General features: G+C 37.6%; 24 protein-coding genes. 8 read left to right on the forward strand and 16 right to left on the reverse strand.

Annotated features, from left to right (window positions below):
* Nucleotides 1–41: 41 nt before the first annotated feature.
* Nucleotides 42–350 (reverse strand): metal-sulfur cluster assembly factor, encoded by a 309-nt coding sequence (locus PB1_RS02850; RefSeq protein ID WP_003350639.1) that lies wholly within the window; start codon nt 348–350, stop codon nt 42–44.
* Between the two features lie 23 nt (nt 351–373).
* Entirely contained in the window at nt 374–1,162 is a 789-nt protein-coding gene (locus PB1_RS02855) for a prolyl oligopeptidase family serine peptidase (protein ID WP_003350640.1), read from the reverse strand.
* A 204-nt stretch (nt 1,163–1,366) separates the two neighbouring features.
* On the opposite strand from PB1_RS02855, the gene PB1_RS02860 reads away from it, so the two are divergent.
* The 3 genes from PB1_RS02860 (at nt 1,367) to PB1_RS02865 (ending at nt 2,633) form a co-directional block, all read left to right on the forward strand.
* On the forward strand, nt 1,367–2,185 hold the full coding sequence (locus PB1_RS02860) for a Cof-type HAD-IIB family hydrolase (RefSeq protein WP_003350642.1): 819 nt from the start codon (nt 1,367–1,369) through the stop codon (nt 2,183–2,185).
* Nucleotides 2,186–2,294: 109 nt separating this feature from the next.
* Complete coding sequence (locus PB1_RS17765) at nt 2,295–2,447, forward strand: hypothetical protein (RefSeq protein ID WP_003350644.1); 153 nt, start codon at nt 2,295–2,297, stop codon at nt 2,445–2,447.
* A complete protein-coding gene (locus PB1_RS02865; RefSeq protein WP_003350645.1) occupies nt 2,448–2,633 on the forward strand; it encodes a DUF3813 domain-containing protein in 186 nt (61 codons plus the stop codon).
* A gap of 101 nt (nt 2,634–2,734) precedes the next feature.
* On the opposite strand, the gene PB1_RS02870 is transcribed toward PB1_RS02865, so the two are convergent.
* Both PB1_RS02870 and PB1_RS02875 read right to left on the reverse strand, forming a co-directional pair.
* A complete protein-coding gene (locus tag PB1_RS02870) occupies nt 2,735–3,130 on the reverse strand; it encodes a Gmad2 immunoglobulin-like domain-containing protein (RefSeq protein WP_238533078.1) in 396 nt (131 codons plus the stop codon).
* 18 nt (nt 3,131–3,148) lie between these two features.
* The gene (locus PB1_RS02875) at nt 3,149–3,991 is read right to left on the reverse strand and encodes a YitT family protein (protein WP_003350647.1); all 843 of its coding nucleotides are present in this window, start codon (nt 3,989–3,991) and stop codon (nt 3,149–3,151) included.
* 155 nt (nt 3,992–4,146) lie between these two features.
* Here PB1_RS02875 and PB1_RS02880 point away from each other — a divergent pair, with 155 nt between their 5' ends.
* Nucleotides 4,147–5,004, forward strand: a complete 858-nt coding sequence (locus tag PB1_RS02880) for a DegV family protein (protein ID WP_003350648.1) — start codon at nt 4,147–4,149, stop codon at nt 5,002–5,004.
* A 73-nt stretch (nt 5,005–5,077) separates the two neighbouring features.
* Nucleotides 5,078–5,209 carry a DUF3941 domain-containing protein gene (locus tag PB1_RS16765; protein WP_003350649.1) on the forward strand — a complete coding sequence of 44 codons (132 nt, stop codon included), beginning with the start codon at nt 5,078–5,080 and terminating at the stop codon, nt 5,207–5,209.
* A 453-nt stretch (nt 5,210–5,662) separates the two neighbouring features.
* On the opposite strand, the gene PB1_RS16770 is transcribed toward PB1_RS16765, so the two are convergent.
* Nucleotides 5,663–5,812 carry a S1-like domain-containing RNA-binding protein gene (locus PB1_RS16770; RefSeq protein ID WP_003350652.1) on the reverse strand — a complete coding sequence of 50 codons (150 nt, stop codon included), beginning with the start codon at nt 5,810–5,812 and terminating at the stop codon, nt 5,663–5,665.
* Nucleotides 5,813–5,928: 116 nt separating this feature from the next.
* Here PB1_RS16770 and PB1_RS02885 point away from each other — a divergent pair, with 116 nt between their 5' ends.
* Nucleotides 5,929–6,420 carry a YajQ family cyclic di-GMP-binding protein gene (locus PB1_RS02885; protein ID WP_003350653.1) on the forward strand — a complete coding sequence of 164 codons (492 nt, stop codon included), beginning with the start codon at nt 5,929–5,931 and terminating at the stop codon, nt 6,418–6,420.
* A 290-nt stretch (nt 6,421–6,710) separates the two neighbouring features.
* Here the strand turns inward: PB1_RS02885 and PB1_RS02890 are convergent, their stop codons facing one another.
* Both PB1_RS02890 and PB1_RS02895 read right to left on the reverse strand, forming a co-directional pair.
* A complete protein-coding gene (locus tag PB1_RS02890; protein ID WP_003350654.1) occupies nt 6,711–9,071 on the reverse strand; it encodes a glycoside hydrolase family 31 protein in 2,361 nt (786 codons plus the stop codon).
* 46 nt (nt 9,072–9,117) lie between these two features.
* The gene (locus tag PB1_RS02895) at nt 9,118–10,653 is read right to left on the reverse strand and encodes an alpha-amylase family glycosyl hydrolase (protein ID WP_003350655.1); all 1,536 of its coding nucleotides are present in this window, start codon (nt 10,651–10,653) and stop codon (nt 9,118–9,120) included.
* 276 nt (nt 10,654–10,929) lie between these two features.
* Here PB1_RS02895 and PB1_RS02900 point away from each other — a divergent pair, with 276 nt between their 5' ends.
* On the forward strand, nt 10,930–12,690 hold the full coding sequence (locus PB1_RS02900) for an alpha-glycosidase (RefSeq protein WP_003350657.1): 1,761 nt from the start codon (nt 10,930–10,932) through the stop codon (nt 12,688–12,690).
* Between the two features lie 73 nt (nt 12,691–12,763).
* On the opposite strand, the gene asnB is transcribed toward PB1_RS02900, so the two are convergent.
* Nucleotides 12,764–14,611, reverse strand: a complete 1,848-nt coding sequence (asnB, locus tag PB1_RS02905) for an asparagine synthase (glutamine-hydrolyzing) (protein WP_003350659.1) — start codon at nt 14,609–14,611, stop codon at nt 12,764–12,766.
* Nucleotides 14,612–14,766: 155 nt separating this feature from the next.
* On the opposite strand from asnB, the gene PB1_RS02910 reads away from it, so the two are divergent.
* Entirely contained in the window at nt 14,767–15,330 is a 564-nt protein-coding gene (locus PB1_RS02910; RefSeq protein ID WP_003350660.1) for a DUF2777 domain-containing protein, read from the forward strand.
* 103 nt (nt 15,331–15,433) lie between these two features.
* Here PB1_RS02910 and PB1_RS02915 read toward each other — a convergent pair whose 3' ends face one another.
* The 8 genes from PB1_RS02915 to PB1_RS02950 form a co-directional block, all read right to left on the reverse strand.
* Entirely contained in the window at nt 15,434–16,528 is a 1,095-nt protein-coding gene (locus PB1_RS02915; RefSeq protein WP_003350661.1) for an ABC transporter permease, read from the reverse strand.
* Nucleotides 16,525–17,793 (reverse strand): ABC transporter permease, encoded by a 1,269-nt coding sequence (locus PB1_RS02920; RefSeq protein WP_003350662.1) that lies wholly within the window; start codon nt 17,791–17,793, stop codon nt 16,525–16,527. The genes PB1_RS02915 and PB1_RS02920 overlap by 4 nt, the downstream gene beginning before the upstream one ends.
* 11 nt (nt 17,794–17,804) lie before the next feature.
* Nucleotides 17,805–18,737 (reverse strand): ABC transporter ATP-binding protein, encoded by a 933-nt coding sequence (locus tag PB1_RS02925; RefSeq protein WP_003350663.1) that lies wholly within the window; start codon nt 18,735–18,737, stop codon nt 17,805–17,807.
* A gap of 114 nt (nt 18,738–18,851) precedes the next feature.
* Nucleotides 18,852–19,484 (reverse strand): response regulator transcription factor, encoded by a 633-nt coding sequence (locus PB1_RS02930; protein ID WP_003350664.1) that lies wholly within the window; start codon nt 19,482–19,484, stop codon nt 18,852–18,854.
* Nucleotides 19,462–20,373 carry a sensor histidine kinase gene (locus tag PB1_RS02935; RefSeq protein WP_034644846.1) on the reverse strand — a complete coding sequence of 304 codons (912 nt, stop codon included), beginning with the start codon at nt 20,371–20,373 and terminating at the stop codon, nt 19,462–19,464. The genes PB1_RS02930 and PB1_RS02935 overlap by 23 nt, the downstream gene beginning before the upstream one ends.
* Before the next feature lie 387 nt (nt 20,374–20,760).
* Complete coding sequence (locus PB1_RS02940; RefSeq protein ID WP_003350667.1) at nt 20,761–23,682, reverse strand: bifunctional diguanylate cyclase/phosphodiesterase; 2,922 nt, start codon at nt 23,680–23,682, stop codon at nt 20,761–20,763.
* Nucleotides 23,683–23,833: 151 nt separating this feature from the next.
* Nucleotides 23,834–24,181, reverse strand: coding sequence for a YisL family protein (locus tag PB1_RS02945; RefSeq protein ID WP_003350669.1), 348 nt, complete (start codon nt 24,179–24,181; stop codon nt 23,834–23,836).
* A gap of 83 nt (nt 24,182–24,264) precedes the next feature.
* Nucleotides 24,265–25,179, reverse strand: a complete 915-nt coding sequence (locus PB1_RS02950; RefSeq protein ID WP_003350670.1) for a fumarylacetoacetate hydrolase family protein — start codon at nt 25,177–25,179, stop codon at nt 24,265–24,267.
* Between the last annotated feature and the right edge of the window lie 11 nt (nt 25,180–25,190).

Consider the following 25,190-nt stretch of genomic DNA (forward strand, 5'->3'; position numbering starts at 1 on the left):
TTATCGACCAATATACATACATATTTAAAAGCTAATTAATGTTACTGAATGCCTAATGCAATTTTTGCATATCTTGACATTCTGTCTTTTGTCCATGGCGGGTTAAAAACAATGTTAACATCAACATCCTTAATTTCTGGAATATCGGCAAGAGCACGCTTAACTTGGTCTACGATCGTTCCGGCAAGCGGGCATCCCATTGCTGTAAGTGTCATTGCTACTGTTAGTTTTCCTTCCTCATCCATCTCCAGATCATAAACCAATCCTAAATTAACTATGTCAATCCCAAGTTCCGGGTCAATAACAAGTTCAAGAGCACCCAAAATGCTGTCTTTAAGATCTTGATCCATGTAAAAACACTCTCCTTCTATATTTAATTCACGCTATAACTATTATAGCGTGTCAAGTGCTTTTCAAACCACAATACAGAATTGTCAATGCCCTCTTTGCTTACCTTATGACCAGCGTTTTCATCAAGAATAAACATGAGGTGATCCGGATCATAGTCTTTTTTAATTCTTTCATAAAACTCAAACGAATATTTAAATGGCACAGCTTGATCCTTTTTTCCGTGCCAGAAAAGTATCGGTCTGTTTCTCATTTTTTCCGGCTGAAGGGTTAAGTCATATTGGCGGACTTTTTCAAGCAAGCTGTCAATTTCATCCTGACTCACCTTAAGATCAATCCCGTATTTTTGTATATTTTGCAGCTGCCATTTTGCAAATTCTTCATAAGATGGACTTCCCATCAAAACAACAGCCGTATGAATCCAATCATACTGAGATAATGCACCAAGTGTCACAATACCTCCCATCGAGGTACCTGCAAGCCCGATTCTTCCTGAATCGATGGTCCCTTTCTCTTCAAAATAATCTTTAATTAATGGTATTTCCTCGATCGTATTTAATACAATTTCCCAAAAGTGAAAATTCAAATCTTTTTCGCTTATATTTTCGCTTCTTTCCCCATGAAGAAGTGCTTCAGGCAATACAACTCTTAATCCTTTTTCAGCAAGTAAATAAGCATAATGAAGGTTTTTTTCCTTTCTACTTGTAAAACCGTGAACAAAGATGACGAGCGGCATCTTTTTTGAAAAATCACTTTGTTTTGCGATATGAAGAACAGGAATATTGTGAATCAACACTTTTTCAATTGAAATCACTTCTTTTCACCACCAAAAAGACGATAAGGTAAATTTTTTTACAAAATTCATACAGTATTGGTAACATAGGACTTATAGAAGGAATTAAGAGTCAAGATGGGAATATATTTATATATCTCCTCTACATTTAGTTTAGCACTTAAACCAATTTTTTCATAAGGGAATACACTATTTTTAAAAAATTGTTTTTAAAAAGGAGCGTTTATGGCTGAGAAACATTTAATTGTACTTGATTTAGACGGAACTGCATTAAAAGATGATAAAACAATATCCCATAAAACGAAGAAAGTAATTCTAAAAGCGAAGGAACATGGGCATGTGGTAATGATTGCCACCGGGAGGCCATTTCGATCCAGTGAAATGTACTACCGCGAGCTGCATTTGGATTCTCCAATCGTGAACTTTAATGGGGCATTTATCCACCATCCATTAGATAATAAATGGGGGGTTTACCATTCGCCTTTGGACATGAAAGTAGCAAAAGACATTGTCGATGCATTGGACTCTTTCCATTTTCATAATATAATTGCAGAGGTTATCGATGATGTATTCTTCCATTATCACGATGAAAAATTAATGGATGTGTTTGGAATAGGAAAACCGAATATTACAACAGGCGATTTGCGGAAATTCTTGAAGAAGTCCCCAACAAGTATGCTGATTCATACTGACGAAGAAAACGTTAAAAAAATAAGGGATCATTTATCGGAAGTTCATGCCAAAGTGATAGATCATCGAAGCTGGGCAGCACCGTGGTATGTCATTGAGATTGTAAAATATGGTCTGAATAAAGCTGTAGGCGTAAAAAAAGTTGCTGATTATTTTCAAATTCCTGCAGAAAGGATCATTGCATTTGGCGACGAAGACAATGATCTGGAAATGCTTGAATTCGCTGGCAAAGGCATTGCAATGGAGAATGCCGCTGACGAGGTTAAAAATATTGCCAATGACGTTACACTTTCTAATGAGAAAGACGGTATTGCTGTTTATTTAAATGATTTGTTAAATTTAAAAGCACTTTAATTTTTGGTAATCGTTTATCCGGCAATTCTTTTCATTGAATTGAGCACATACTACAAATGAAACAGCTAGTCTGTTTCACAAGCTCAATACTAATTTTGGAGGGATTTACATGGGTAAACGCAACAAATCTAAGCGCTTTGTACAGCAGAGTGTTGATTCAGTAACAAAGCATGATGAACGCATCCCTTACCACATGACATATGCCGAAGCTGAAGCAATGAAAATGGCAAATGTGAAAGAATCCTCACTTGGAGGGGTATAGATGGGCAACAGGCTTTTACAGGAAGCAAGAAAGTTTGTAAATCTGGCAAAAAAAGCCGACACTTCCAACAAGCCGGAAGCCTTATCCAGAGCAAAAAACGCAATAAGCTCTGCTTATGCCAACTCCACAATTGCTGAAGAGCGGCAGCTCCAAGAATTACAAAATGAGCTTGAAAATATAAAGTAATTAAAAAAGGGTCAGACTCTTCCAATACAACATATAGACAAGGACTAAATAACGTTTCTATATACTGTTATTGTTGGAGGGAGTCAGACCCTTTCTTGCGATTAAAACTGTTCTAATTGGACCGGATAAGTATGGATAATGCTGTTATCTTTTTTGCTTCGTTCATACAAATTTAAAATCAAGCTGCCATTTAAAGGGAGCTTATTTTTATCTATGTCTATAGAAATGCTGAATGGAGCCCACACTGGAAATTTTGTTTTATGGTCCCTTTTTGTTTCAAAAATAAACTCATTATGGCCGTCTTCCACTGTAAAATAAAACACACCTTTTATCGGCCTTGCTTCCCCGCTTACTTCATAATTCCCTTTTTCACCGCTGACTTTCACATTTCGGAAAACAGGGTTTTCCTCAGCCTTTTCATTTTCCATAGCAGACATTTTTACAGGTGCAGTCAACATTGACAGCAAGCCTAATAATAGCAATAATCGCTTCACCATTATCCCTCCAGCACAGTTTTAATCTTTCCGGAAAAACCCCAAAATTTCAGTCGTTTGCACAATATTTGTAAACGCGTTAGGATCGACTTCTTTAATAATTCTTTCAAGATCAAACAGTTCGTAACGGGTTATTACAATAATCATCATTTCTTTGCTCTCGTTTGTAAACGCTCCCTTGGCAGGCACTCTTGTAATTCCCCGCACAAGCTTCTTATGAATCGCTTTTTTCAGCTCATCCGGTTTCTTTGTAATAATCATTGCAGTAAGTTTTTCATGCCTTGTGTGGATCGCATCTATCACCCTTGTAGAAGCATAAAGGGTAACAAGGGTATACAACGCCTTTTCCCACCCATACAAATATCCTGCTGTTATTATAATAATGGCATTAAGTGTAAAAAAATATGTACCGACCGGTCTATCTTTCATTCTTGAAATTACCATTGCCACAATATCAAGCCCACCCGTTGAAGCTCCCCATTTAAGCGTAATACCGACCCCTATAGCTGCAATAACTCCTCCAAAAACAGCATTTAACAAAATGTCAGTTGATACTTGCTTAACAGGAAATACTTCGAGGAAAAACGACATTGATAAAACACTAATAAAACTAAATAAAGTAAAAGATTTGCCTACTTTTTTCCACCCTAGAATTGTTACAGGAATATTAAGCAAAAATAAAAATATGCCAGTTGATATAGTAAATGGTGTATATTCACCAACGATATTTGAAACTAACTGGGCTACACCGGTAAAACCGCTGGCATATACATTGGCAGGAATTAAAAAAAAGTTCATTGCTATAGCATTTAATAATGCCCCAAATAGTACGACAATTGTTTTTTTTGTTTGCAGCCAGATCATGATGAATCCTCCTATTAAATCGTAAAAAACTAAGAACTTTATTGATTGTTATTATTTTTTACCCTAATTTGCTGTTTCTCACTACTTTAATTGTCTTTTTATGATGAAACGGATAAACTTAAAGCGTAATTTATGGAATGAAAGCAGGTGAAAAAATGTCAATTAAAATTTTGGCAGACAGTGCATGCGATTTGCCTTTAGAATTTTACAACGAGCAACAGACTGTGTTGATTCCTCTTAAGGTACATTTAGATGGACAAGAATACGACGATCTTAAAACAATTGAACCAAAAGCGGTTTATGATTCAATAAGAGAAGGAAAAGTTCCAAAAACTTCGCAAGCTTCCCCTCATGGACTTGAAGAACTCTTCACAAAAATGGCTGAAGCTAACGAAAATGGAATATACGTCGCTTTTTCTTCTGAACTATCAGGAACATACCAAACTGCTGTGATGGTCCTTGAACAAGTTAAGGAACGGTACCCCAATTTCAATTTAACGATTATTGATTCAAAATGCGCCTCACTCGGTCTTGGTCTAGTCATCAAGGAAGCGGCCCGGTTAGCGAATAATGGCGTAGCAAAAGAAAAGATACTCGAGGATATCCGCTTTCGCTGTGAACATATGGAACACCTTTTTACAGTCGATGACCTTGAGTATTTAGCAAAAGGGGGCCGGGTTTCCAAAGCATCTGCTTTTTTAGGAGGATTGCTAAACATTAAACCGCTCTTAAATGTTGAAGACGGCAAACTAATTCCTATTGAAAAGATCCGCGGGAAAAAGAAATTGATGCACCGCATCATTGAATTGATGAAAGAGCGCGGAACCGACTTGAGCAGTCAGGTGATTGGAATCAGTCACGCTGACGACGAAGCAACAGCTCAAAAAATGAAAACCATGATCGAACAGGAATTCAGCCCAAAACACATTGAAATTACTTCTATTGGAGCAGCAATCGGAGCCCATACAGGTCCGGGAGCGATTGCGGTCTTTTTCTTAAATCAAATGCCATAATTCATACATACTCCTTTCAGTAATGTAAACAATAAGGTCGCAGCCACCTAAATTTACTGAAAGGGGTATTTATATGCCGCATACTTCTGATAATGATAAAAAGGCCAAAGACAACCAGGCACTAAGGCATGAAAAAAACATGCTTCGGGAGAAAAACCGAAAAGCCGGAAAAAACCAGTACTCAAAAAAGACTGATCATCTATGATAAGATTAACCGGGGTTGCGCCCGGTTCTTTTAAATTGGAATGAAAGCTCATAAGTGAGTTTGTCGGCTCATAAAATTGAATAAGGGCATCTGAATTGGAAAAGGACTTATGAATCGGAATAACGGCTCATATATTGAATGATGGCTCATATATCAGAACGACGGCTTATATATTGGAATGACAGCTCATAAATTAGAATAAAGGCTAAAATGCTGAATTAACGGCTCATATATCGGAATAAAGGCTCATATTTCAAAATAAGGGCTCATATTTCAAATTAAAGGCTCATAAACGATAAAAAGCTCGTTAAGCAAACAAAAATTCATAATTTTCCCCTTGAAAAGGATCAAAAATCCAGTAAATCTTTAGGATTTTACTTTTTTTCAGATATGTCCAGCCTTCTTCCCGATAAATCTTTTGCAATTTCTTCGATCACTTTGTCAGATGCAAGTCTACACATTCTCTTCTTCTGTATATTCACTCTTTGCTTCGTTTTTATGCATTATCACAGCTTCATTTCCATCCGTTAAAAAATACCCAAATTCTGTAATACGGGAAACTTTAAAATCCACAATCCGGCCCAATAGTGCAGTCAAGGACACCTTGATCCCTCCAATATTCATTTCTTTAGTGTTTTTCGCTTTTCTTATAAAGTTGTTCGAACTGCTATATTTTACTATAATTAAGGCAATAAATAAAAATGTTTTCGGAGGTTAAAATGGCAAAAGAGAGTTCATTTGATATTGTATCTAAAGTAGATCTGTCTGAAGTAACAAATGCAATTAATATAGCAATGAAAGAAATTCAAACTCGCTACGATTTTAAAGGCAGCAAAAGTGATATTAAGCTGGAAAAGGACGAACTCATTCTTGTTTCTGATGACGAGTACAAACTCGGACAATTAAAGGATGTTTTAATCGGGAAATTGATAAAAAGAGGAGTCCCTATTAAAAATCTGGATTACGGAAAAATTGAAAATGCTTCCGGAGGTACTGTAAGACAAAGAGCTAAGCTCATTCAAGGTATTGATAAAGATAACGCCAAAAAAATCAACACTATTATTAAAAACAGTGCCTTAAAAGTGAAAAGTCAGGTACAGGATGACCAGATCCGCGTATCCGGAAAGAGCAGGGATGATCTTCAAAAAATCATTGCTGCCATTCGTGAAGCCGATCTGTCCATTGAGGTTCAGTTTATTAATTACCGATAAAAAGTGGAATCATGGGAACGTGCTTTCCACACTGTTTAATGCGTCAATTTTTAGCATTTATGAGCCAATTGACAAAATACCGGACAATCATGTGGCAAAATTAAAAAGAGGCTGTCTCATAAGGGTCTGACCCCATATGCATTTATCAATATATAGCACATTTATCCAACATTATGTCCTATATATTGTGTTATGGGGTCTGACCCTTAGGCTTTTTATACGGTGTCTTATCTAGAAGACTCATTTATCGTGGTGGCTGATATGCCATGGAGGTTTGAGACAGCCTCTTTTTATAAAGTAACTTTAAGTGTATAATCTCCCTTTTTCTGTAAATATTTCTCTTCTCCATTAATAAATAACGCGATATTTTCATGGGCTCCATGCACAACCAGTTCGATTTCTTTCCAAGCAGGCTTATATCTGCCTTCATTAGAAATAGTCAACGAAATTTGGTCTTTTTCGCATTTTACATCAAAGGTTTTTATTAAATAGCCTCCTTGTTCATATTCAAACGTACTTCCGTCATCATCATACAACTTAAAAGAAGATGATGTATATTCACCGTAATACAAATGGAGAGTCAGCTTTTCGTTTTTGATTTCCGTTGATCGTTTTACCGGGCCGTGAGCAAGGATAGAACCTTGTTTAACAAAAATCGGCAGCGTGTTTAAATCTGCTCTTACAAGATGGTGTTTTCCTCCTTTATATACTTCTTCCGTCCAGTAATCCACCCAATTTCCTTCAGGAAGATAGACAGCGCGATGCTGAACGGCCGGCTGCATGATCGGTGCAATAATGACATTATCGCCAACCATGAATTGGTCAGAAAGATTGTACGTATTTTCATCTTTCTGGTATTCCATCATTAACGGGCGCATTACGGGAGTCCCTGTATAGTGCGCTTCAGCAAAAAGCGAATAGAAATGCGGAAGCCATTTATATCGCAATTCAATATATCTCTTAATGATTTTTTCATATTTTTCCCCGAATGACCATGGTTCTTGGCGTGCAAAACCAAGAGCGCTATGATTGCGGAAATAAGGTGTAAACGCTCCAACTTGAGTCCAGCGTGCAAGCAGCTCTCCGTTTGAATCATGGGCAAAGCCGCCAACGTCAGCTCCAGCGAACGGAATGCCTGATAGGCCGAGATTCATAATCATCGGAATTGACATTTGCAAATGCTCCCAAAAGCTTCGGTTATCTCCGGTCCAGACGGCTGCGTAACGCTGAACCCCTGAATAGCCGGCACGGGTTAACAAGAAAGGCCGATTGCCCCTTAGCTGCTTTTTCATTCCGCTGTAAGTCGCTTCTCCCATCATTAATCCGTAAATATTGTGGAGTTCCCGATGGGTGCGGGGATCACCGTCATTATCATGCATGACTTTCACGTCCATCGACTTTGTTTCATTGAACACTGCAGGCTCATTCATATCATTCCATATGCCTTCAATGCCCAAATCACTATAAAACTTATGTTTTTCTCCCCACCACCGCCGCACTTTTGAATTTGTAAAATCAGGGAAGGCACTGTTTCCCGGCCAAACGTCGCCAAAATAAATATTTCCTTCAATATACTTGCAAAAAAAATCTCCCCGGATACCCTCCTGGTAGATATAATATTCAGGATCTTCTTTTACACCAGGATCGACAATTGGAACAATGCGGATGCCCTGTGCCCTTAAATCTTCAACTAGCTGCTTCGGATTTGGAAATCTCTCTTTATCAAAAGTAAAAACCCTATAGCCGTCCATGTAATGAATATCCAAATATATCACATCGAGCGGTATTCCTTTTTCGATAAAATTGTTTGCTAATTCACGAACTTCCTGTTCTGTTTCATAGCTGTAGCGGGACTGGTGGTACCCGATTGCCCATTTTGGCGGAATCGGGATTCTTCCCGTTAAATATGTGTATTGTTCCAATACATCTTTCGGGGTTGGACCGGCCATAACGTAGTAATTGATTTGCCCGCCTTCTGCTGAAAAAGAATAATTGGCTTCCTCTGATCGAAAGTCAAACGTTGTCTTAAACGTATTATCTAAAAAGACCCCGTGTGCAAACCCGTTTCTTAACGTCATAAAATACGGAATCGATTGATATAAGGAATCGGTTTCAGGGTTGTGCGGTGCGTAAACATCACTGTTCCACATCGTCATTTTTTCACCGCGCTTATCTAAAAATCCTGTTTTTTCTCCAAATCCGTAAAAATGGTCTTCCGGATGCATTTCCTTAAAACAAATAATCTCTTTTGACTCCTTATATCCCATCCCTTTTGCGCCTTCTTTTACAAGCAGGCGCCCATCCGGATCGGTTACCGTAATGCGCAAAGGCGACTTATCTAAATAAACTTGTAATTTTGCAGATGTTAAAAGAATTTCTCCGTTTTTTTCGGATACGGATACCTCTGTTTTCTCACCATCCGTGATCAGAGCCGGACTGCTCTTCAAAGTTGTCTCGCCAAATGGATTGAACACAAAACGGACGATATCATCGCGGTAGAATTTGATGAATAATGTCCCGGATTCTGTTTTTACCGATGCACCGTTATCCGTTTTTACAACTTCTAACACATTCCCGATATCCTTGTAGTTAGTATCTTTCATTTGCTTTTTTTGTCCTGGATGAATAGCAAAGCTTGTATCTTCTAACATGCCGCAAACCTCCTTTTAGTCCCGAGCTGAAAAAATTCAATTAATACTAGGAACTTGTCTTTCTTCCTTTCTTCCGAGCTAAAATAAGGAATAGAATGAAGGCCGCAATAACCCCTCCCAAAATGACAAGGAAAGGAATATTTAACCCTGTTTTTTCTGTCAAAAAATAAATCTCTGCTTCATCGCGGTCAATTATCAAGTTGTATTCACCGTTTTCACTTTGGACAACGTCACCATTCAGCAAGCCTCTCAGTTCTTTGTCTGCATCAATATCTTTATCTGTCAACGTCACCTTTTGTGACTTCTTCGTATTATTGATGGCAATGACAGAGGTTTCATTTTCATACTCTCGTTTGTAAACAGCCATTCCCTTTTTCTCGTAAAGAAGTTCCATTGTTCCTCTTGTTAAAGAAGGATGCTTATCTCTCAATTCTCCTATTTTTGAAATATAATCGATCAATTCTTTGTCTGTCCGAAAATCCATGATTCGGCGATTGTCTGGATCTTTCCCGCCGTCAAGAGCAATTTCACTTCCATAATAGACAATTGGTATACCAGGTGTTGTATATAAATATGTTAGAGCCAACTTCCATCTTGGACCCGGATGCAGATTGTTATTGACTGCAGCCCGAGTAAAGCGGACAGTATCGTGATTATCCATGAACGTACCCAGCAAATATGGATTTTCAAATGCTTCTTTATTTGTTTCCCATACGGTAAAAAGCCGTTCTAATGATTGGTCCGGCTTGGCAAATGCAGTGCGTAAATGCCCGTTTAACGGGTAATCAACAAAACCGTCAATTCCGGCCTTTTCGTATTGTGCTATGTAAGTTGGCTCGATTGACCAAATTTCACCTAATAGAAAAAAATCTTGTTTCTCTTTTTTTATTTCTTTTGCAAAATCTGCCCAAAAACTGACAGGGGCATGATTTACTGCATGAAGCCGATATCCGTCAATATCGGTCTCTTTGATCCACCATTTGGCGGCATCGATCAAATAATTTTTCACCTCGGGATTTTCCTGGGCAAGATCAGGAAGACCGTTAAGCCAGCCATTCTCGAGTTCTTTCTGGTTATTCCAATTAATAATTTCCTTTTTGTCATGGAACCAATCTTGTTTGTCAGGATCATTCACCCATTCAGATTTTAGTCCGACATGATTGGCTACGAAATCAAGGATTACTTTCATGTTGCGTTTATGTGCTTCCTTGACTAACTCCTTAAATTTATCCAATGAACCAAAATGCTCTTCCGTCTTATAAAAATCTTTTATCCAATAACCGTGGTAACCTTTTTTATCATTATCAAAGATCGGCGTCAGGCAAATAGCTGTAAAGCCCATATCTTTTATATAATCAAGCTTGTCAATAATTCCTTGAAAATCTCCTCCTTGATATGCTTCCGGATCATTGACATCAACTGTAAAATTATTGGTTGTATCTCCATCATTAAAACGGTCAACCATTAAAAAATAAATCGTTTCATCTTTCCATTTCCGCTGTTCTTTTTCTGCCGCCTCAATCGGGACCGCGTAAAAAAGAAGAAACGGGATTAAGATATAAGTTACAAAAAATTTTTTCATCCCCTGCTCCTCCTTGAGTTTCTTCTACGCTTTTAAGATTAGCTTTTCGTCCCTCCTTGCGTCAAACGAAAGATAAATTATTTTGAGATGGAAATTGAAATTATGGACTTCTAGTAAAAACGGTTGTTCAAACATTTGTTTTCATTTTACTTCCAATTTTGATTTTGAAAACTCCTGAAAATCATTTTATGTAATTTGTTTCTTATGTATTTATATTGTAATTTATTTTAAAAGGAAAAAATTAATGCGAAAGATTGCATTGTTGAGGTGTTTTTTATGATTGAGTATTCTTCGATTTTTCATCGGCCTACTGATAATTTTGCTTACCCTTTTCGGGAAGAATTGCTTCATATACGATTAAAAACGAAAAAGAACAACATTTCAAAAGCAGAACTTCTATACGGCGATCAATATGAATGGAGTGACGACAGCTGGGTCAGTTTTAAGCAAGAATTACATAAAATAGGCTCCGATTTTTTGTACGACTACTGGCATATTGAAATAAGACCGCCTTATAAACGGCTGAGATACGGTTTTATTTTGCATAGCGGGAACGAACAAACAACTTATACTGAAAAAGGATTTTTTCAAGAGCCGCCTCAAGATCCCGGTTATTATTTCTGTTTCCCATATTTACACGCCAGCGAAGTATTCCGCGCGCCTAATTGGGTTAAGGATACAGTCTGGTATCAGATTTTTCCGGAGAGATTTGCAAATGGCGATGAATCGATAAATCCGCCAAATACATTAGAATGGGGATCAACAGCCCCTTCGCCTGATAACTTTTTTGGCGGTGATTTTCAAGGAGTGATGAATCATCTTGATTACTTGAAAGATTTAGGGATCACCGGAATCTACTTTACACCGATTTTTAAAGCATACTCGAATCATAAATACGATACAATCGATTACTTTGAGATTGACCCGCAGTTCGGAAGCAAGGGAGTTTTTAAGCAGCTTGTGGAAAAATGCCATAAAAACGGAATAAGAGTTATGCTCGATGCGGTATTTAACCATTGCGGCTATTATTTTGAACCTTTTCAGGACGTTTTAAAAAACGGGGAAAATTCACGTTACGGCCATTGGTTTCATATAAACGAATTTCCCCTAAAAGGCGGAGAACGACCAAATTATTCAACCTTTGCGTTTGTAGAGTCGATGCCAAAATTAAATACGCAAAATCCCGAAGTAAAAGAGTATCTTCTTGAAGTGGGGAGATACTGGGTCAAGGAATTTGATATTGACGGCTGGAGGCTTGATGTGGCAAACGAAGTTGACCATCAATTTTGGCGCGATTTTAGAAGGGAAGTAAAGAAAATTAAGCCCGACTTATATATATTGGGAGAGGTTTGGCATGATGCGATGCCGTGGTTGCGTGGAGACCAATTTGATGCGGTCATGAATTATCCATTTCTGACAAACGTAATAAACTTTTTTGCAAAAGAAACAATATCATCAAAAGAATTTACTGAAAAAATGACGGCAGTCCTTTTCCAATACCCGGCTACTGTAAACGAAGCCACATTTAATCTTATTGGAAGCCACGATACTCCGAGAATATTGACAGAATGCGGTGAAAATGTAAACAAGGTAAAATTGATTTTTACTTTCTTACTTACATTTATCGGAACACCTTGCATCTATTATGGTGATGAAATTGGATTAACAGGAGAAATGGATCCAGGGTGCCGAAAATGCATGCAATGGGAAAAGGAAAACCAAAATAGAGATTTGTTCAGGCATGTCCAGCGCCTCATTAAACTTCGTTCCAAAGAAAAATTGCTCAGTAATGAGGGACAAATTGAATTATTAACACCGGCTGAGAATAGCAGCTGTGTATCGTTCATAAAGTCAACTGGAGAGGAAAGTGTATTTGTAGTGCTAAATTCATCCGGCAATGAAGCAAAATTTTCGATCCCATTCAATTTAAAAGGAAAAAAAGTCACAAATCTGTTAGATGGAACGGTATTTGCATCGGAAGCTGAACATCATTATATCCCCTTAAAAGGGTATGAACACGCAATTTTTAAATTTTAATTGAAATAGAGGCGGGCTCAATAAGGGCCGCCTCTTCTTTCTTTTTGATTCTTATAGAACGAGACAATTTCGATTAATCAACAATATCAATTTTGTAATCTTTAAACCAAATATGAAACTGAGCCATATAAGCCAATAACTGAGGACCTGTCATTAGCTGCCCGAACCACGGAACTTTAAAAGCAGCCCCTTCCGTTTCAATAATCTCTTTTAGCTGTTTTTGGTCAAAAAACTCATATAGTGCGGAACTTTTGTCTTTAAGGCTATCTTCTAATAACTTCTTCACTGCCTTTGTATATTTCGGATGATGGGTTTTCGGATAAGGGCTCTTTTTTCGGTAAAGAACTTCTTCCGGCAAAATTCCTTCTAATGCTTTTCTTAAAATGCCTTTTTCCCGATTGCCGTACATTTTCATTTCCCAAGGGATATTCCATACGTATTCCACGAGGCGATGATCAGCAAAAGGCACTCTGACTTCGAGGCTTGCTCCCATGCTCATTCTGTCCTTTCTGTCTAAAAGAGTTGTCATAAACCAGATCTTATTTATATAAAACAATTCCCTGCGTTTCGCATCTTCTGTTCCTTCCCCTTCCAACAGGGGAGTTTCTGATACTGTTTCCTTATACTTTGCCAAAGTGTAATCCCAAAGGTTCAATTTGTTTCTCCAATGCTCTTTCAAAAGGCGCTCCCTCGCCTCCGTAGACCTCATCCATGGAAACCCGGGCCGATTTAAATCTGCTGTTCGGTGAAACCACGGGTAACCCCCAAATATTTCATCTGCACATTCTCCAGATAAGCTGACAACGAAATCTTTCTTGATTTCGCGGCAAAACCAAAGGAGCGAAGAATCAATATCAGCCATTCCCGGCAGATCCCTTACATGGACGGCTTCAATAAGTGAGTCTGCCAGTTGTTCCTGGGAAATCACACAGCGGTGATGAATCGTTTCAAAAGTATTTGACATTTTTTGAATCCACGGTTCATCTGAATTCGGCTGAAATTCAGTTGCTTTAAAGTATTGGTCATTTCCTTCGTATTCGATGGAATAAGTGTGCAGTCTCCCTTTCCCATCGTTTTTAAATTCATTTGCTGCAATCGCAGTTATCGCGCTTGAATCAACTCCGCCAGATAAAAATGTACATAAAGGCACATCTGAAACGAGCTGTCTTTTGACAGCATCTGTTACGAAGTACCGAACTTTTTCCACTGTTTCTTCTAAACTATCTTTGTGAAATTCACTCTTTAGGCTCCAATAACGATATGTCTTTAAACCGTTTCTTGAAAAAATAAGCGCATGTGCGGGTCTTAGCTCTTTTATCCCTTTGAACACACCATGGCCCGGTGATCGGGAAGGCCCCAATCCGAAAATTTCAGCCAATCCTTCTCTGTCCAGTTCAGCGTTAATGTGAGGATGTGCCAGTAAACTCTTAATCTCTGATCCAAAAAGCAAGCCCTTCTGATGCTCAGCAAAAAATAATGGTTTGACCCCTAACCTGTCCCTGCCGATAAAAAGCTGTTCTCTTCTTTCATCCCAAACCGCAAAGGCAAATATACCGTTTAAATGATCAACGCATTTTTCCTCCCATTCCATATATGCTGTTAATAGTACTTCAGTATCAGAATAGCCATTAAATGAATATCCTTTAAATAAAAGTTCTTTTCTAATATCTTCCGTATTATAAAGCTCACCATTATAACAAATAATATATTTTTGTCCATTTTTCTCCTTAACCATCGGTTGTTTGCCCCCGGCAGGGTCTACAACAACAAGCCGTTTATGACCGAAGCCTGCATGCAACCCGATCCATACATTTGTTTCATCAGGACCCCGCTTCGACAGAGTTTCTGCCATTTTTTCAATTACAGATTTCTCTTTTTGAATATCTTTTTCAAAATCCACCCAACCGGTTATGCCGCACATCGCCCTCATCCTTTCTTAGCGGAACAAATTGTATGCTTTTATTTTATGCAATGCTTATTAAATGGTTAATTGTCCTAATTATGCCAATATACAGTTATAAATTTCACGAAAACTGTCTACAAAGGATGGTGAGGCAATTTTCATGGAGGTCAGTCATGAATCGACATCAACGATTAAAGCTTTTTGAGCATCAAATGAGGGCGTTTACTAAAGGAACCGTGGAAAATATTAACGGACAATGGATTTTCTTTGACAGTGAAACAGAAGAAGCATCAATATTGGATGATCTTCTTCATCAAGAGATTGAAGTCTTCCGATATAACAGATGGAAAAAAGGTATTTTGTTTGAAGATGGAAAAATCGGATTTGGCGATGAGGTCCATTATTTAAAGGATCAGGATTTAATTAGGATTCGAAAACATTTAATTTATGCGTTAGATCAATTATTAAATAAAATAAATGATGAAGCGTTTGTCCAGTTCGTTACAACGCTTAATTCGCTGCATTTTTCAATCTATGATTGTATTTATTGCTATAACCATCTTGATTTTTTAGGGGATAATGAACGAAAAATCGGTGTCAATTTTATGGTTTTTGATAATCAGGAACAAATTTGCAGCGTCCAGCACCATTTTTCTTATTATGAGAAAATTAACGACCGTTTTGAATTTACTTTGAACACCGGAAAGCGGATGATAATTGAAAAAATATCTTCATAACACAAAGGGTCAAACCCCTCCAATACAACATATAGACAAACACTGATAAAATCATTTTATATATTGTCTCTGCCGGAGGGAGTAAGCCCCTTTGTTCCTTTTCCTAAACATGCCTTCGTTCAATTAGCCTTATTCCAATACCCATCATTACGACGCCCATTAATAACAAAATACCAATTGGATATAACAGCTCTTGCAGCGAAGACTTGGAAATAACTGCACCTTTTAATAATTCCATGCCATATGTTACCGGAATTACTTTCGAAATTCCCAGAAGCAATTCCGAACTTACAATTTCAAGCGGCCAATACGCTCCCCCCAGCATCGCAAAACTTACACCGATCAACGGCAGAAGCGCATTAAATTGCCCAGTCGTTTTTACTAAACCTGTCAGCAATATTGTTAGCGCAACAATAGAAAAAAGGTAAGGTATAATAATGATAAGTGTTTTACCGAACGCTCCTTGGAAATCAACTCCAGCACCAAAGCGGAACACCAAAAAAATGAATACCACTTGCACGTAACCAATAAGAAAACAATAAAGCAAGTTAGCCGTATAGACAGCAACTTTTGAAGTAGGTGAAATAATAATCCGATCCCATACACCCATCTGTTTTTCATTTAATATATCGACAACATTAAAACCTATTGTATAAATGACAAAAAATAAAGTAAATCCAAATAATGATTGAAGCGCCTGGTTATATGCCGGCTTTTCTTTGTTATTAAAATAGGATGTTTTCAGACTAAACATTTCAGGCCATTCAGCAACGGTTTTTTTGTTGGAGTCAGTCGATTCCAAGGAAATACCTTCCAATGCTTTTTGTTTTAATGTTTGTTTATAAAAAGCTTTTACATATTGCTCAAGCAAAGGAATATTTTCAGAATTTCTTGCAATATAAATTGTATATTTGCTTTTTTCAAGTTGAACGCCTGCTTCAACTTTTCCCTCGGAAACCCTTTCTTTTACTTCGTTTTCTGATGATTGCTTAAAATGAAAGACATCTCCCTTGTTGAGCTGATTTATATATTGTTTCAATTCATTTGCTTCCATCGAACTGTAAACGGGAATTTCCAATTTATCAAATCCTGCTTTACCGGTAACAAACGCAAATACCATACAAATAAGAGTCGTGGTGATTAAAGCGCCCGGTTTTCGCAGCAATAGCCTGAACTTACCAATCAAAATTCCGATCATACCGTTTCACCTCTTTTTGGCTGTAGCATCACGGCAATTGCAGTAAGAATCATTGCAAGAATCACGATGAAAAGCAGCTCTGTATCGATTTCACCAATTGGATACCCCTGCATCGCCTTTAAGTAAGCAGATATACCTGCGCCGATCGGTGTATAAATGCTAAATTCCTCAAACGATTTTCCCAACTGCGAGATAGGAAAAAAACCACCGCCTATAAAAGTAAAAATTGGCAATAGAAATGAAGAGAAGATACTTGAAGTCTTTTCATTATTGCTGCGATAGCTTATAGCAGATAATAACACGGCAAAGCCTCCAATCATAAGCGACATCGCAGCCGTAATTGCCAAATAATTCATGAAATTTGGCCAGTGCACCTTGAAAATGACCGCGGCAAGGCCATAAAGAATGTTCAGTTGACAAAAAGCGGCTATCGCTGCAGAAACAAAAATTCCTGAGAAAAAAATAGATACAGGGACATTTGCAAGTATAATCCTATTAAAAACAAGACTTTCTTTTTGCGCATAAGCATAAGAGGCAACCGTTGAGGCCACAAAAAAGATAAACATGACACTCATTCCAATTGCATAATAGTCAACGGCACTTATAGGTTCTTTGGCCGAAATCGTTTTGATTGAACCCATACTCAAATGCATTTGCTTAATTACATCCATGCTATCTGAGTTAAATCCTTTTGAATTTGCCGCAACCATCAACGATATGTCTTGCTGAAAGGTCGATAGAATATCCCTTAGTATTCCAGCTTCCCTTCCTTTGGATTTATTCAATTGAACCTTAAACTGAGGTTCTTTTTTTTCATGAAAAATTGCTTTCTTGTAAAAGTCATACGTAAAATTCTCCGGGATTTCGATAATGCCGCTGTATTGTTTTTTATTTTTTTCTGCGTCCTTCTCAGAAATTTGCTCCACTTTGATGATGTCTTTTAATTCTTTGCTTTTAAAAATTTCTTCAGTTAGGACAGCGGTCGGATGGAACTCGTTTATTCCTTCTTTTATTTGATTTTTTTGCTCTTCCGGTATAGGGAGATTGTTCATCTCCTCTACGATCTGCTCAATTCCTTTTTCAGGATGGTCCTTTTGAATAACCCCAACCTTCAATTTTATTTCAGGAATCTCCCCATTAATAACAGACTCAAGAGCATTGCCGAGAATGCAGATTAAAACAAACGGCATGAGAAGAAGGACGATCAATTCACTGGGACGCCGCCAAAACATAAGTAAATCTTTTTTTATCATTTGAAAAAGCATGTGTTCGCCTCCTAATCTCTTAATTGCCGGCCTGTTAAGTGCAGAAAAACATCCTCTAATGTAGGGGTTTCAATATTGACAGAAACAATATTCGTTTCGGTTTCTTCCGCAGCTTTAAAAATATCTTTTAATATATTCACCTGCTTGGGGACAATGATTGTAACATACGGTTCTTTAGCAGATATGTTTTTAATAACCTGGATTTGTTCCAGAACTTCCAGAAAAGTCCCTTTTAATATTTCTACTTTAATAGAAATAGACTGTTCTTGAGATAAAATGCTTTTTATATCTTCTTTTGTCCCGGACGCGATGATGCGTCCGTTATCCATAATGTAAATCCGGTCACATAAGTATTCCACTTCCTCCATGTAGTGGCTCGTATATAAAACCGTCATATTTTTCTCTTTATTAAGCCGTTTTACCGTTTCAAGGATATAATTTCGGGACTGCGGATCAATGCCGACCGTCGGTTCATCCATAATGACAATTTCCGGATTATGAAGAAGCGCTGCCCCAATATTGAGCCTCCTTTTCATTCCTCCGGAAAATGTTTTGACAAGTTCTTTCTCTCTGTCTTTTAAACCAATAATCTCCAAAACTTCTTCTATACGATTTCTTAACTCTTGTTTTGGGATTTGATGAATGGCGCCGAAAAATTCTAAATTTTCACGGGCAGTTAATTCCATATACAGGGCCAACTCTTGTGGTACAACCCCCAATATTTTCCTTAGTTTTTCAGGAGTTTTTAAAATGCTGTTATTCCCGAGTCTAATATCTCCATACGTAGGACGTATTAGCGAAGAAATCATCGAAATGGTGGTAGACTTTCCTGCTCCGTTCGGCCCGAGCAAACCGACCGTTTCACCCTGTTCCAGATACAAATTTACACTGTTTACTGCCTTTTTATTTTTAAAATGTTTTGAAAGATCGACAACCTCTAACATTCAATCTCCTCCTTTACAATAAAATGATATATCGTTTATAAAAACGCTTATACTATCTTCCGTCATGAAATAATGAGAAAACCATGACCAGAGTCATGGTTTTTGCTCAAAATCTTATATAATATTATTCTTTACTGCAAAAATGGCAAGCTGGGTTCGATCGCGCAGTTCCAACTTATCCAAAATTTGCGTCATATGGTTTTTAACGGTTCCGATTGACAAATACAGTTCGGCCGAAATTTCTTTATTTGTTTTGCCCTGACCGACCATTTTTGTGATTTCTAATTCCCTGGGCGTTAATGGGAGATTTGCCGGGGATGCTTTCGGCTGTTGCAAAAGCTTTGGCACCACTTTTGCCGCTACTTGTTCATGAATCGAGATTCCTCCGTTTATGGAACTCCTAATCGAATGTATTAATTTTGGCCCATCAGCTGTTTTTAACAAAAATCCGCTCACCCCGTCCTTGAATGCTTGCAAAGCATATTCTTCATCGTTAAAGGTTGTCAGGATGATGATTTTTATTTCCGGCCATCTTTGTTTCATTTTATGGGCTGCTTCGAGACCGTTCATGACAGGCATGCGAATATCCATCAAAACAACATCGACTTCCTGCTTTTCAAGGAAGTCAATCGCTTCTCTTCCGTTTTCCGCTTCTCCTATTACAGAGAATTCTTTATCTTGTTCAATAATCATCTTAAGTCCTTGGCGAACAATGCTCTGATCCTCAACCAGCAAAATTCGAATCATGCTTCTCACCTTCTCCCGGCATAATTCCTTGAATAATAAAATGATTGTCTGTTTTAAAAATCGTAATTTTACCTCCGATTTCCATCATCCGCTCCTTTATATTCCTCAACCCGAATCCTTCATGGAAAGGTTTATGCGAATGGATTTTATTTTTTATTTCAAAAGTTAACTGTCCGATTGGAGAGACGCCGAGAGTAACATATACTTCTTTGGAATATGCATGCTTCATTGCGTTTGTTAATGCTTCCTGAATCACCCTGTACATTACAACGCTGTGTTCGTTTGATAAAGAGACACCAAGAACCCCCTGCTTTGTTGTAAAATGTACTCTTAAATGGCTTTCGGCCTCCAGTTTCCGTATTAAGTGGATCACCGAAGAAATTCCTTCGATTTCATCCGTTTCAAGAGCGCGCACTGCCCTTCTCGTTTCTTTGAGACTGTCTTCAACCATTTCCTTCATTTGCAAAAGCAAGTTTGTTTTATTCTCGGCAAGCATCATCCCAATCTGCAAATTTAATGCTGTAAGCTTATGCCCTACGGAGTCATGCATCTCTCTTGCAATTCGTGTCCGTTCTTCAAGCCTGGCAGTCCGTTCATTTTCAAGAGCGAGTCTTTTTAACTTTCTATATTCATCGAGAAGTTGGTCATACAAGTTACGCTGATAAATAAGCTCATATTGGAGGCTGTTGAAATAAAAAAGAGCCATCGAGATTGCTATCGAGATTGCTATGTAAATGCACCAATAATAAAATGAAAAATGAAAGAAAAATATACCTCCTATTAATGAGAAAATTGAAAACAATAATGCCCGAAAGTTTGCAGGCATTAAATCCCGACCGGCTTCAAATAAGTAAAAGAAAGCAATTGCAACAAAAATCCAAAAAGACATGTCTTCTGTTATCAAAAGGGCAGCGGCTGAAGAATAAGATAAGATCCAGTATGGAATCCATTTCTTTTTAATAATTGGAATTATAAAGTATAAGGCAAGTGATGCGGAACAAAAGAACAGAAATATCGACATTCTGGTAGTATGCAGAAAGAAGCTAAAAGCTCCGCCCCATAAAAGCAATAAATAAAATAAACGAAAATAAACCGCCAGTGAAACATCCTCCTTCTCATCTGTATATTTATATCTTAATTGTTATAAATTTCATAATATTCGTCAATATAAAATTAAACAAAAAAAACAAGCCTGCCATAAGGCAGTCTTGAAACTTGATCTCCTTTACCTCATTAACGCAGCAAGGGACAACTGAGGCTGGCCCGCAAACCGAATTCATTTATATAAAGTTGTTGCTGTTTTTTTCAAGACGTTTTCAAACTCTTTTGTCGACAAAGGTTTATGAATAAAATACCCCTGTGCATAGTGGCAATTTAATTCACGCAAGAGCTCAATTTGCTCTTTTGTCTCAACGCCTTCCGCAACTACTTCCACCGCAAGTCCTTGGCTCATCGTAATAATTGCTCTCACAATCGCAATGTCTATTGTATCAATATCCAATTTATCAACGAAAGAGCGATCAATTTTCAACGTATTTATTGGCAAGTTCCGCAAATAACTTAATGAAGAATATCCTGTTCCAAAATCATCAATAGAAACCTTTACGCCAAGTTCCTGCAGAGATTTCATCACTGAAATGCTGTAGTCGATATTCTCAAGCATGGCGCTCTCTGTCAGTTCAAGTATTAAATATTCAGGTGAAAGACCTGATTCTTCGATCGCTCTTTTAACTTCCGATAAGAAGTTTGTCTGCTGAAATTGATGGGCTGAAACATTTACAGATATCGACAGCTTTCCTAATCCCATATCGTGCCATTGCTTATTTTGCTTACAAGCTTTTCGAAGCACCCAATTTCCGATTTCTTCAATCAAACCGGTTTCTTCAGCGAGCGGAATAAAATCTCCCGGAGATACAAGACCGAGCTTAGGATGTTCCCATCGAATTAAAGCCTCGCTTCCGTAAATTTCTCCTGAATGCAAATTAATCAATGGCTGGTAATAAAGGAAAAATTCATTCTTTTTCAATGCCTTTCTTAAATAACTCTCCATCTCAAGGCGAATTAATGCTTCATCATTCATTTCATTCGAAAAGAAAGTAATCCGGTTCCCTCCGTTATTTTTCGAACGATTCATTGCAATGTCAGCATTTTTTAGGAGAGTATGTTCATCAAGGCCGTCTCCTGGATACCAGCTGACCCCTATACTTGCTGTTAAAAAAAACTCTTGATTATTCATAAATATCGGCTTTGAAATGTTTTGCAAAATCTGTGTTCCCGTTTTCATGACTTCTTCAACCGACACTTGCTTTGTTAGAACCAATGAAAATTTGTCACCGCTAAAACGCCCTAATAACGAACCGCTTGGAAGAGCCTCTTGAATTCTTTCCGCCAGCTCTTTAAGAATTATATCACCTGCATAATGGCCTAGGCTGTCATTAATAATTTTAAAGCGGTCAATATCTATAAAGAGGACTGCAAATTTCCTCTTTTTCTTTTTCGCCCTTAAAAGAAGTTCTTCCAACTTTTCAGTAAATCTCATCCTGTTTGGCAATCCGGTATCATGATCAAAATAGGCAAGCTGCGTAATTTTTTCTTCATTTATTTTTTGTTGGGTAATATTTCGGCCAATGCCATATATCCCTGCCGTTTCTCCATTAACCGTAATGGGGATGTTCTTAATTTGAAACAAAGACACTTCGCCCGATTTATTCCGGATTTCAATATTATAGTATTGTTCCCTTCCTCTTAATGCCCTGAAAAAATGCATCCTGACTCTTGGAATGTCATCCGGGCTAATGAATTTCAACGCAGACTTGCCTATAATTTCATTTTCGCTGAAACCAAAAGTCTTCATAAAAGCAGGATTTACACTTGTAATATTCCCTTGCAAATCTGTTGAATAGACAAAATCTGTATTATTATCAAAAAGTGACCGGTAGTATTGCTCTGATACCTTTAAATTCTCGTTTAAATTCCGAATATCTTTTTGTGAAGCCTGCATCAAATGAGTTAAACTAACGATGTTTTTCATATTAACAGGAATATCATATTTAAAAGTTAAAGGTTTTTCCGGAATCTGATTTGCATTTTCTGACAGGGCCAGATAGGTGAGAGAATGTCCGACTACATGAGGATCATTTTTCCCATTGTATAATATTTCACCGTATGAGAAAAAGCCCGTTATCGGAGCAATTTCATTCAACATTCTCATTTCTTCCTCGGAAAAATGCCTGAACAATCGTTTTCTTGCCATACAATTATAGACAAAAATGGTTTCTACCGGCTTTTTCGACAGACTTCTCATATTTTTCAGTGAATTTTCAATGATAGATTCAACATTTATATATGCGAATGTAAGCTTTTCCCCTTCTTTCACACTCCTGTTAACGGCAATTGCTCCATTTTTTAATACCTTAACAATAAAGACAGAAACTTTCTCACCATTTTTGTCTAACAAAAATGGAAATTCCACACCCGATTTAGGCAATTCATTAATAAAACTTTCTCCCAAGTAATGTTTGAGAATATGCAGCGGCTTTTTATTATCAATCGAATAAATCGTTGTTCCCCTTGCTTTCGTGACAGTAAATGATTTTCCGATTTCCTGCCATTTATGATTCGAATATGTATGGAACTTAAGATGCTCGCTTTGCAAGGCAACTGCTGCAACACCATTATTTGTTATCTCTTTGCCTGTAAAAACAAAAGCTCCATTATAATGGCCGTTATCTCCCGCTATACCTCCGGAAACAACAAGTTCCGGATATCCGTCGCGAATTCCTTCAAGCATTTTCTGCACATCTATGTCAAAACTTGTCGGGAACAAGATGACAGTCTTCGCATCAAAAGCGGATACCCTGGATGAAATCTCTTTTCCCATTTCAAAACTGCCGGCAAAAGAATCATAATGGAGGAGGAAGGATCTTATTTTCGTTTTTTCAAAAATTGTAAAAGATAATACAATTTTCTCCTCAACAATACTTCCTTCAAGAATTTCCCCATCTGTTGTACAGCCGATAACAGTGGCATACGGAAGTTTTTTGCTTAGAAAAACTTGCAATTCCATAATGACTTCCTTATTCAAAGTGCCTGAAAAAACCTGTACTAAAAGGTTAGGATCCTTGTATAATTCATGTTCCTCAATAAAAGACCTGAGTTGAATTGTATCTTTATAGATACAGGATATTGTCTTGGCCATATGATCACCATTGGTAGTTTTAGAAATTTATAACCTTTTATGATAAAAATACCATAAAATATATTGTTGTTTAAACGAAAAACATAGAAAAAAAGCCACCAAATTGGCAGCTTTTTGTGAATCATGTCAAATTATCAGGTTTTTAAAAGAATTAAAATCCTAAAGGCAGCTTAAATCCTAAATACAGGACAAGCAAAAAAGCAATTACAAATTGGATCCATAAAGCTGAAGTTTTTTGCTGTTTGGCCGTCCGAATCAAGATCAATTCAAGCGTGGCAATTACCCATAGCCCGACTGCAGACTTCAAGATATAGAGCAAGCTGATTGTGGAAATACTGGTTAACATCCATACACCAGTACTTGCAATTAGCAGATAAAATACTCTTAAAATCATTTGTACTGCTCTAAATCCTTTTGCTTTTCCGCTTTTATGAAGGCCCAGCGCAATAAAAAATAAGACAATTGCTAAAAACCAGGCAGTAATATGGGCGTGTGTCACCGGCATAGCCTCCTTATGTATAATTCGTTTTCATCATATCATATTGTCATGTAAAAGCCTAAAAATATAAAGTGAATTTCCATTCAATATTCGTCGGCAATTTGGTTCCTTAATGTTCCGATTTTTTCAATAGTGATCTCAATAACATCACCCGGATTTAAAAACCTTGGAGGCTTAAAACCTTTCCCTACCCCTGCAGGTGTTCCCGTCGCAATAATGTCACCCGGTTCAAGCGTCATTCCTGCAGAAAGAACTGAAATAATTTCCTCCACTGGGAAAATAAAGTGTTTCGTATTTGAGTTTTGTCTTATTTCCCCATTCACTTTTGTTTGAATATTTAATTGATTAGGATTTTCAATTTCTGATTTATGGACAATCCAAGGTCCCATTGGACAAGTTGTATCAAGGCTTTTTCCGATAAAAAACTGTTGGTGGCGGCTTTGAAGATCTCTTGCCGTAATATCATTGATGATTGTATAGCCGAACACGTAATCAAGCGCCTCTTCTTTCTTTATTGCCTTTCCGGCTTTTCCGATGACAACAGCGAGTTCTCCTTCATAATCAAGCTCTTTTGTCACTTTTTGATGGCTATGGACTTTTTCTTGATGGCCAATAACAGTTGTCGGTGCTTTTGTAAACACCATTATATGTTCAGGGATATCGTCCTTGCTTCCCATTTCAATAGCATGCTCAGCATAATTTTTGCCTACACAAAAGATATTTTTTGCCGGCCTTGGAATTGGCGCAAGCAGTTCCAAGGCCTCTAATGGGATATATAATTCTTTTTCTTCCCCGCTTGTGCTCGCCCATTCTATCAAATTCTCTACTTTTTTAATAAAATCCTCTCCGTGAGCAATACATTCTGTCATCGTCGTCGGGAAATAATTTTCAACTGTGCGCTTATCTTCTGCTCTTCCAAGCGGAAGCACGCTGTTATTATCTTCATTTAAAAACCCAACAAACACTCCATCCTTATCTTTAGCTGTTACAAATTTCATGATACCACCCC

This window comes from Bacillus methanolicus PB1 (genome assembly GCF_000262755.1).
Lineage (GTDB): Bacteria > Bacillota > Bacilli > Bacillales > Cytobacillaceae > Bacillus_Z > Bacillus_Z methanolicus.

Coding starts and splice junctions, on each gene's coding strand:
- PB1_RS17765 (WP_003350644.1), top strand. CDS start 2,295: ATGGGTAAACGCAACAAATCTAAGCGCTTTGTACAGCAGAGTGTTGAT.
- PB1_RS02870 (WP_238533078.1), bottom strand. CDS start 3,130: ATGGTGAAGCGATTATTGCTATTATTAGGCTTGCTGTCAATGTTGACT.
- PB1_RS02930 (WP_003350664.1), bottom strand. CDS start 19,484: ATGATTCGAATTTTGCTGGTTGAGGATCAGAGCATTGTTCGCCAAGGA.
- PB1_RS02875 (WP_003350647.1), bottom strand. CDS start 3,991: ATGATCTGGCTGCAAACAAAAAAAACAATTGTCGTACTATTTGGGGCA.
- asnB (WP_003350659.1), bottom strand. CDS start 14,611: ATGTGCGGCATAACCGGTTGGGTGGATTTTGAAAAAGATATTCAAAAA.
- PB1_RS02910 (WP_003350660.1), top strand. CDS start 14,767: ATGAATCGACATCAACGATTAAAGCTTTTTGAGCATCAAATGAGGGCG.
- PB1_RS02860 (WP_003350642.1), top strand. CDS start 1,367: ATGGCTGAGAAACATTTAATTGTACTTGATTTAGACGGAACTGCATTA.
- PB1_RS02925 (WP_003350663.1), bottom strand. CDS start 18,737: ATGTTAGAGGTTGTCGATCTTTCAAAACATTTTAAAAATAAAAAGGCA.
- PB1_RS02940 (WP_003350667.1), bottom strand. CDS start 23,682: ATGGCCAAGACAATATCCTGTATCTATAAAGATACAATTCAACTCAGG.
- PB1_RS02920 (WP_003350662.1), bottom strand. CDS start 17,793: ATGCTTTTTCAAATGATAAAAAAAGATTTACTTATGTTTTGGCGGCGT.
- PB1_RS02850 (WP_003350639.1), bottom strand. CDS start 350: ATGGATCAAGATCTTAAAGACAGCATTTTGGGTGCTCTTGAACTTGTT.
- PB1_RS02900 (WP_003350657.1), top strand. CDS start 10,930: ATGATTGAGTATTCTTCGATTTTTCATCGGCCTACTGATAATTTTGCT.
- PB1_RS16765 (WP_003350649.1), top strand. CDS start 5,078: ATGCCGCATACTTCTGATAATGATAAAAAGGCCAAAGACAACCAGGCA.
- PB1_RS02885 (WP_003350653.1), top strand. CDS start 5,929: ATGGCAAAAGAGAGTTCATTTGATATTGTATCTAAAGTAGATCTGTCT.
- PB1_RS02895 (WP_003350655.1), bottom strand. CDS start 10,653: ATGAAAAAATTTTTTGTAACTTATATCTTAATCCCGTTTCTTCTTTTT.
- PB1_RS02950 (WP_003350670.1), bottom strand. CDS start 25,179: ATGAAATTTGTAACAGCTAAAGATAAGGATGGAGTGTTTGTTGGGTTT.
- PB1_RS02865 (WP_003350645.1), top strand. CDS start 2,448: ATGGGCAACAGGCTTTTACAGGAAGCAAGAAAGTTTGTAAATCTGGCA.
- PB1_RS02935 (WP_034644846.1), bottom strand. CDS start 20,373: ATGTCTTTTTGGATTTTTGTTGCAATTGCTTTCTTTTACTTATTTGAA.
- PB1_RS02890 (WP_003350654.1), bottom strand. CDS start 9,071: ATGTTAGAAGATACAAGCTTTGCTATTCATCCAGGACAAAAAAAGCAA.
- PB1_RS02880 (WP_003350648.1), top strand. CDS start 4,147: ATGTCAATTAAAATTTTGGCAGACAGTGCATGCGATTTGCCTTTAGAA.
- PB1_RS02915 (WP_003350661.1), bottom strand. CDS start 16,528: ATGATCGGAATTTTGATTGGTAAGTTCAGGCTATTGCTGCGAAAACCG.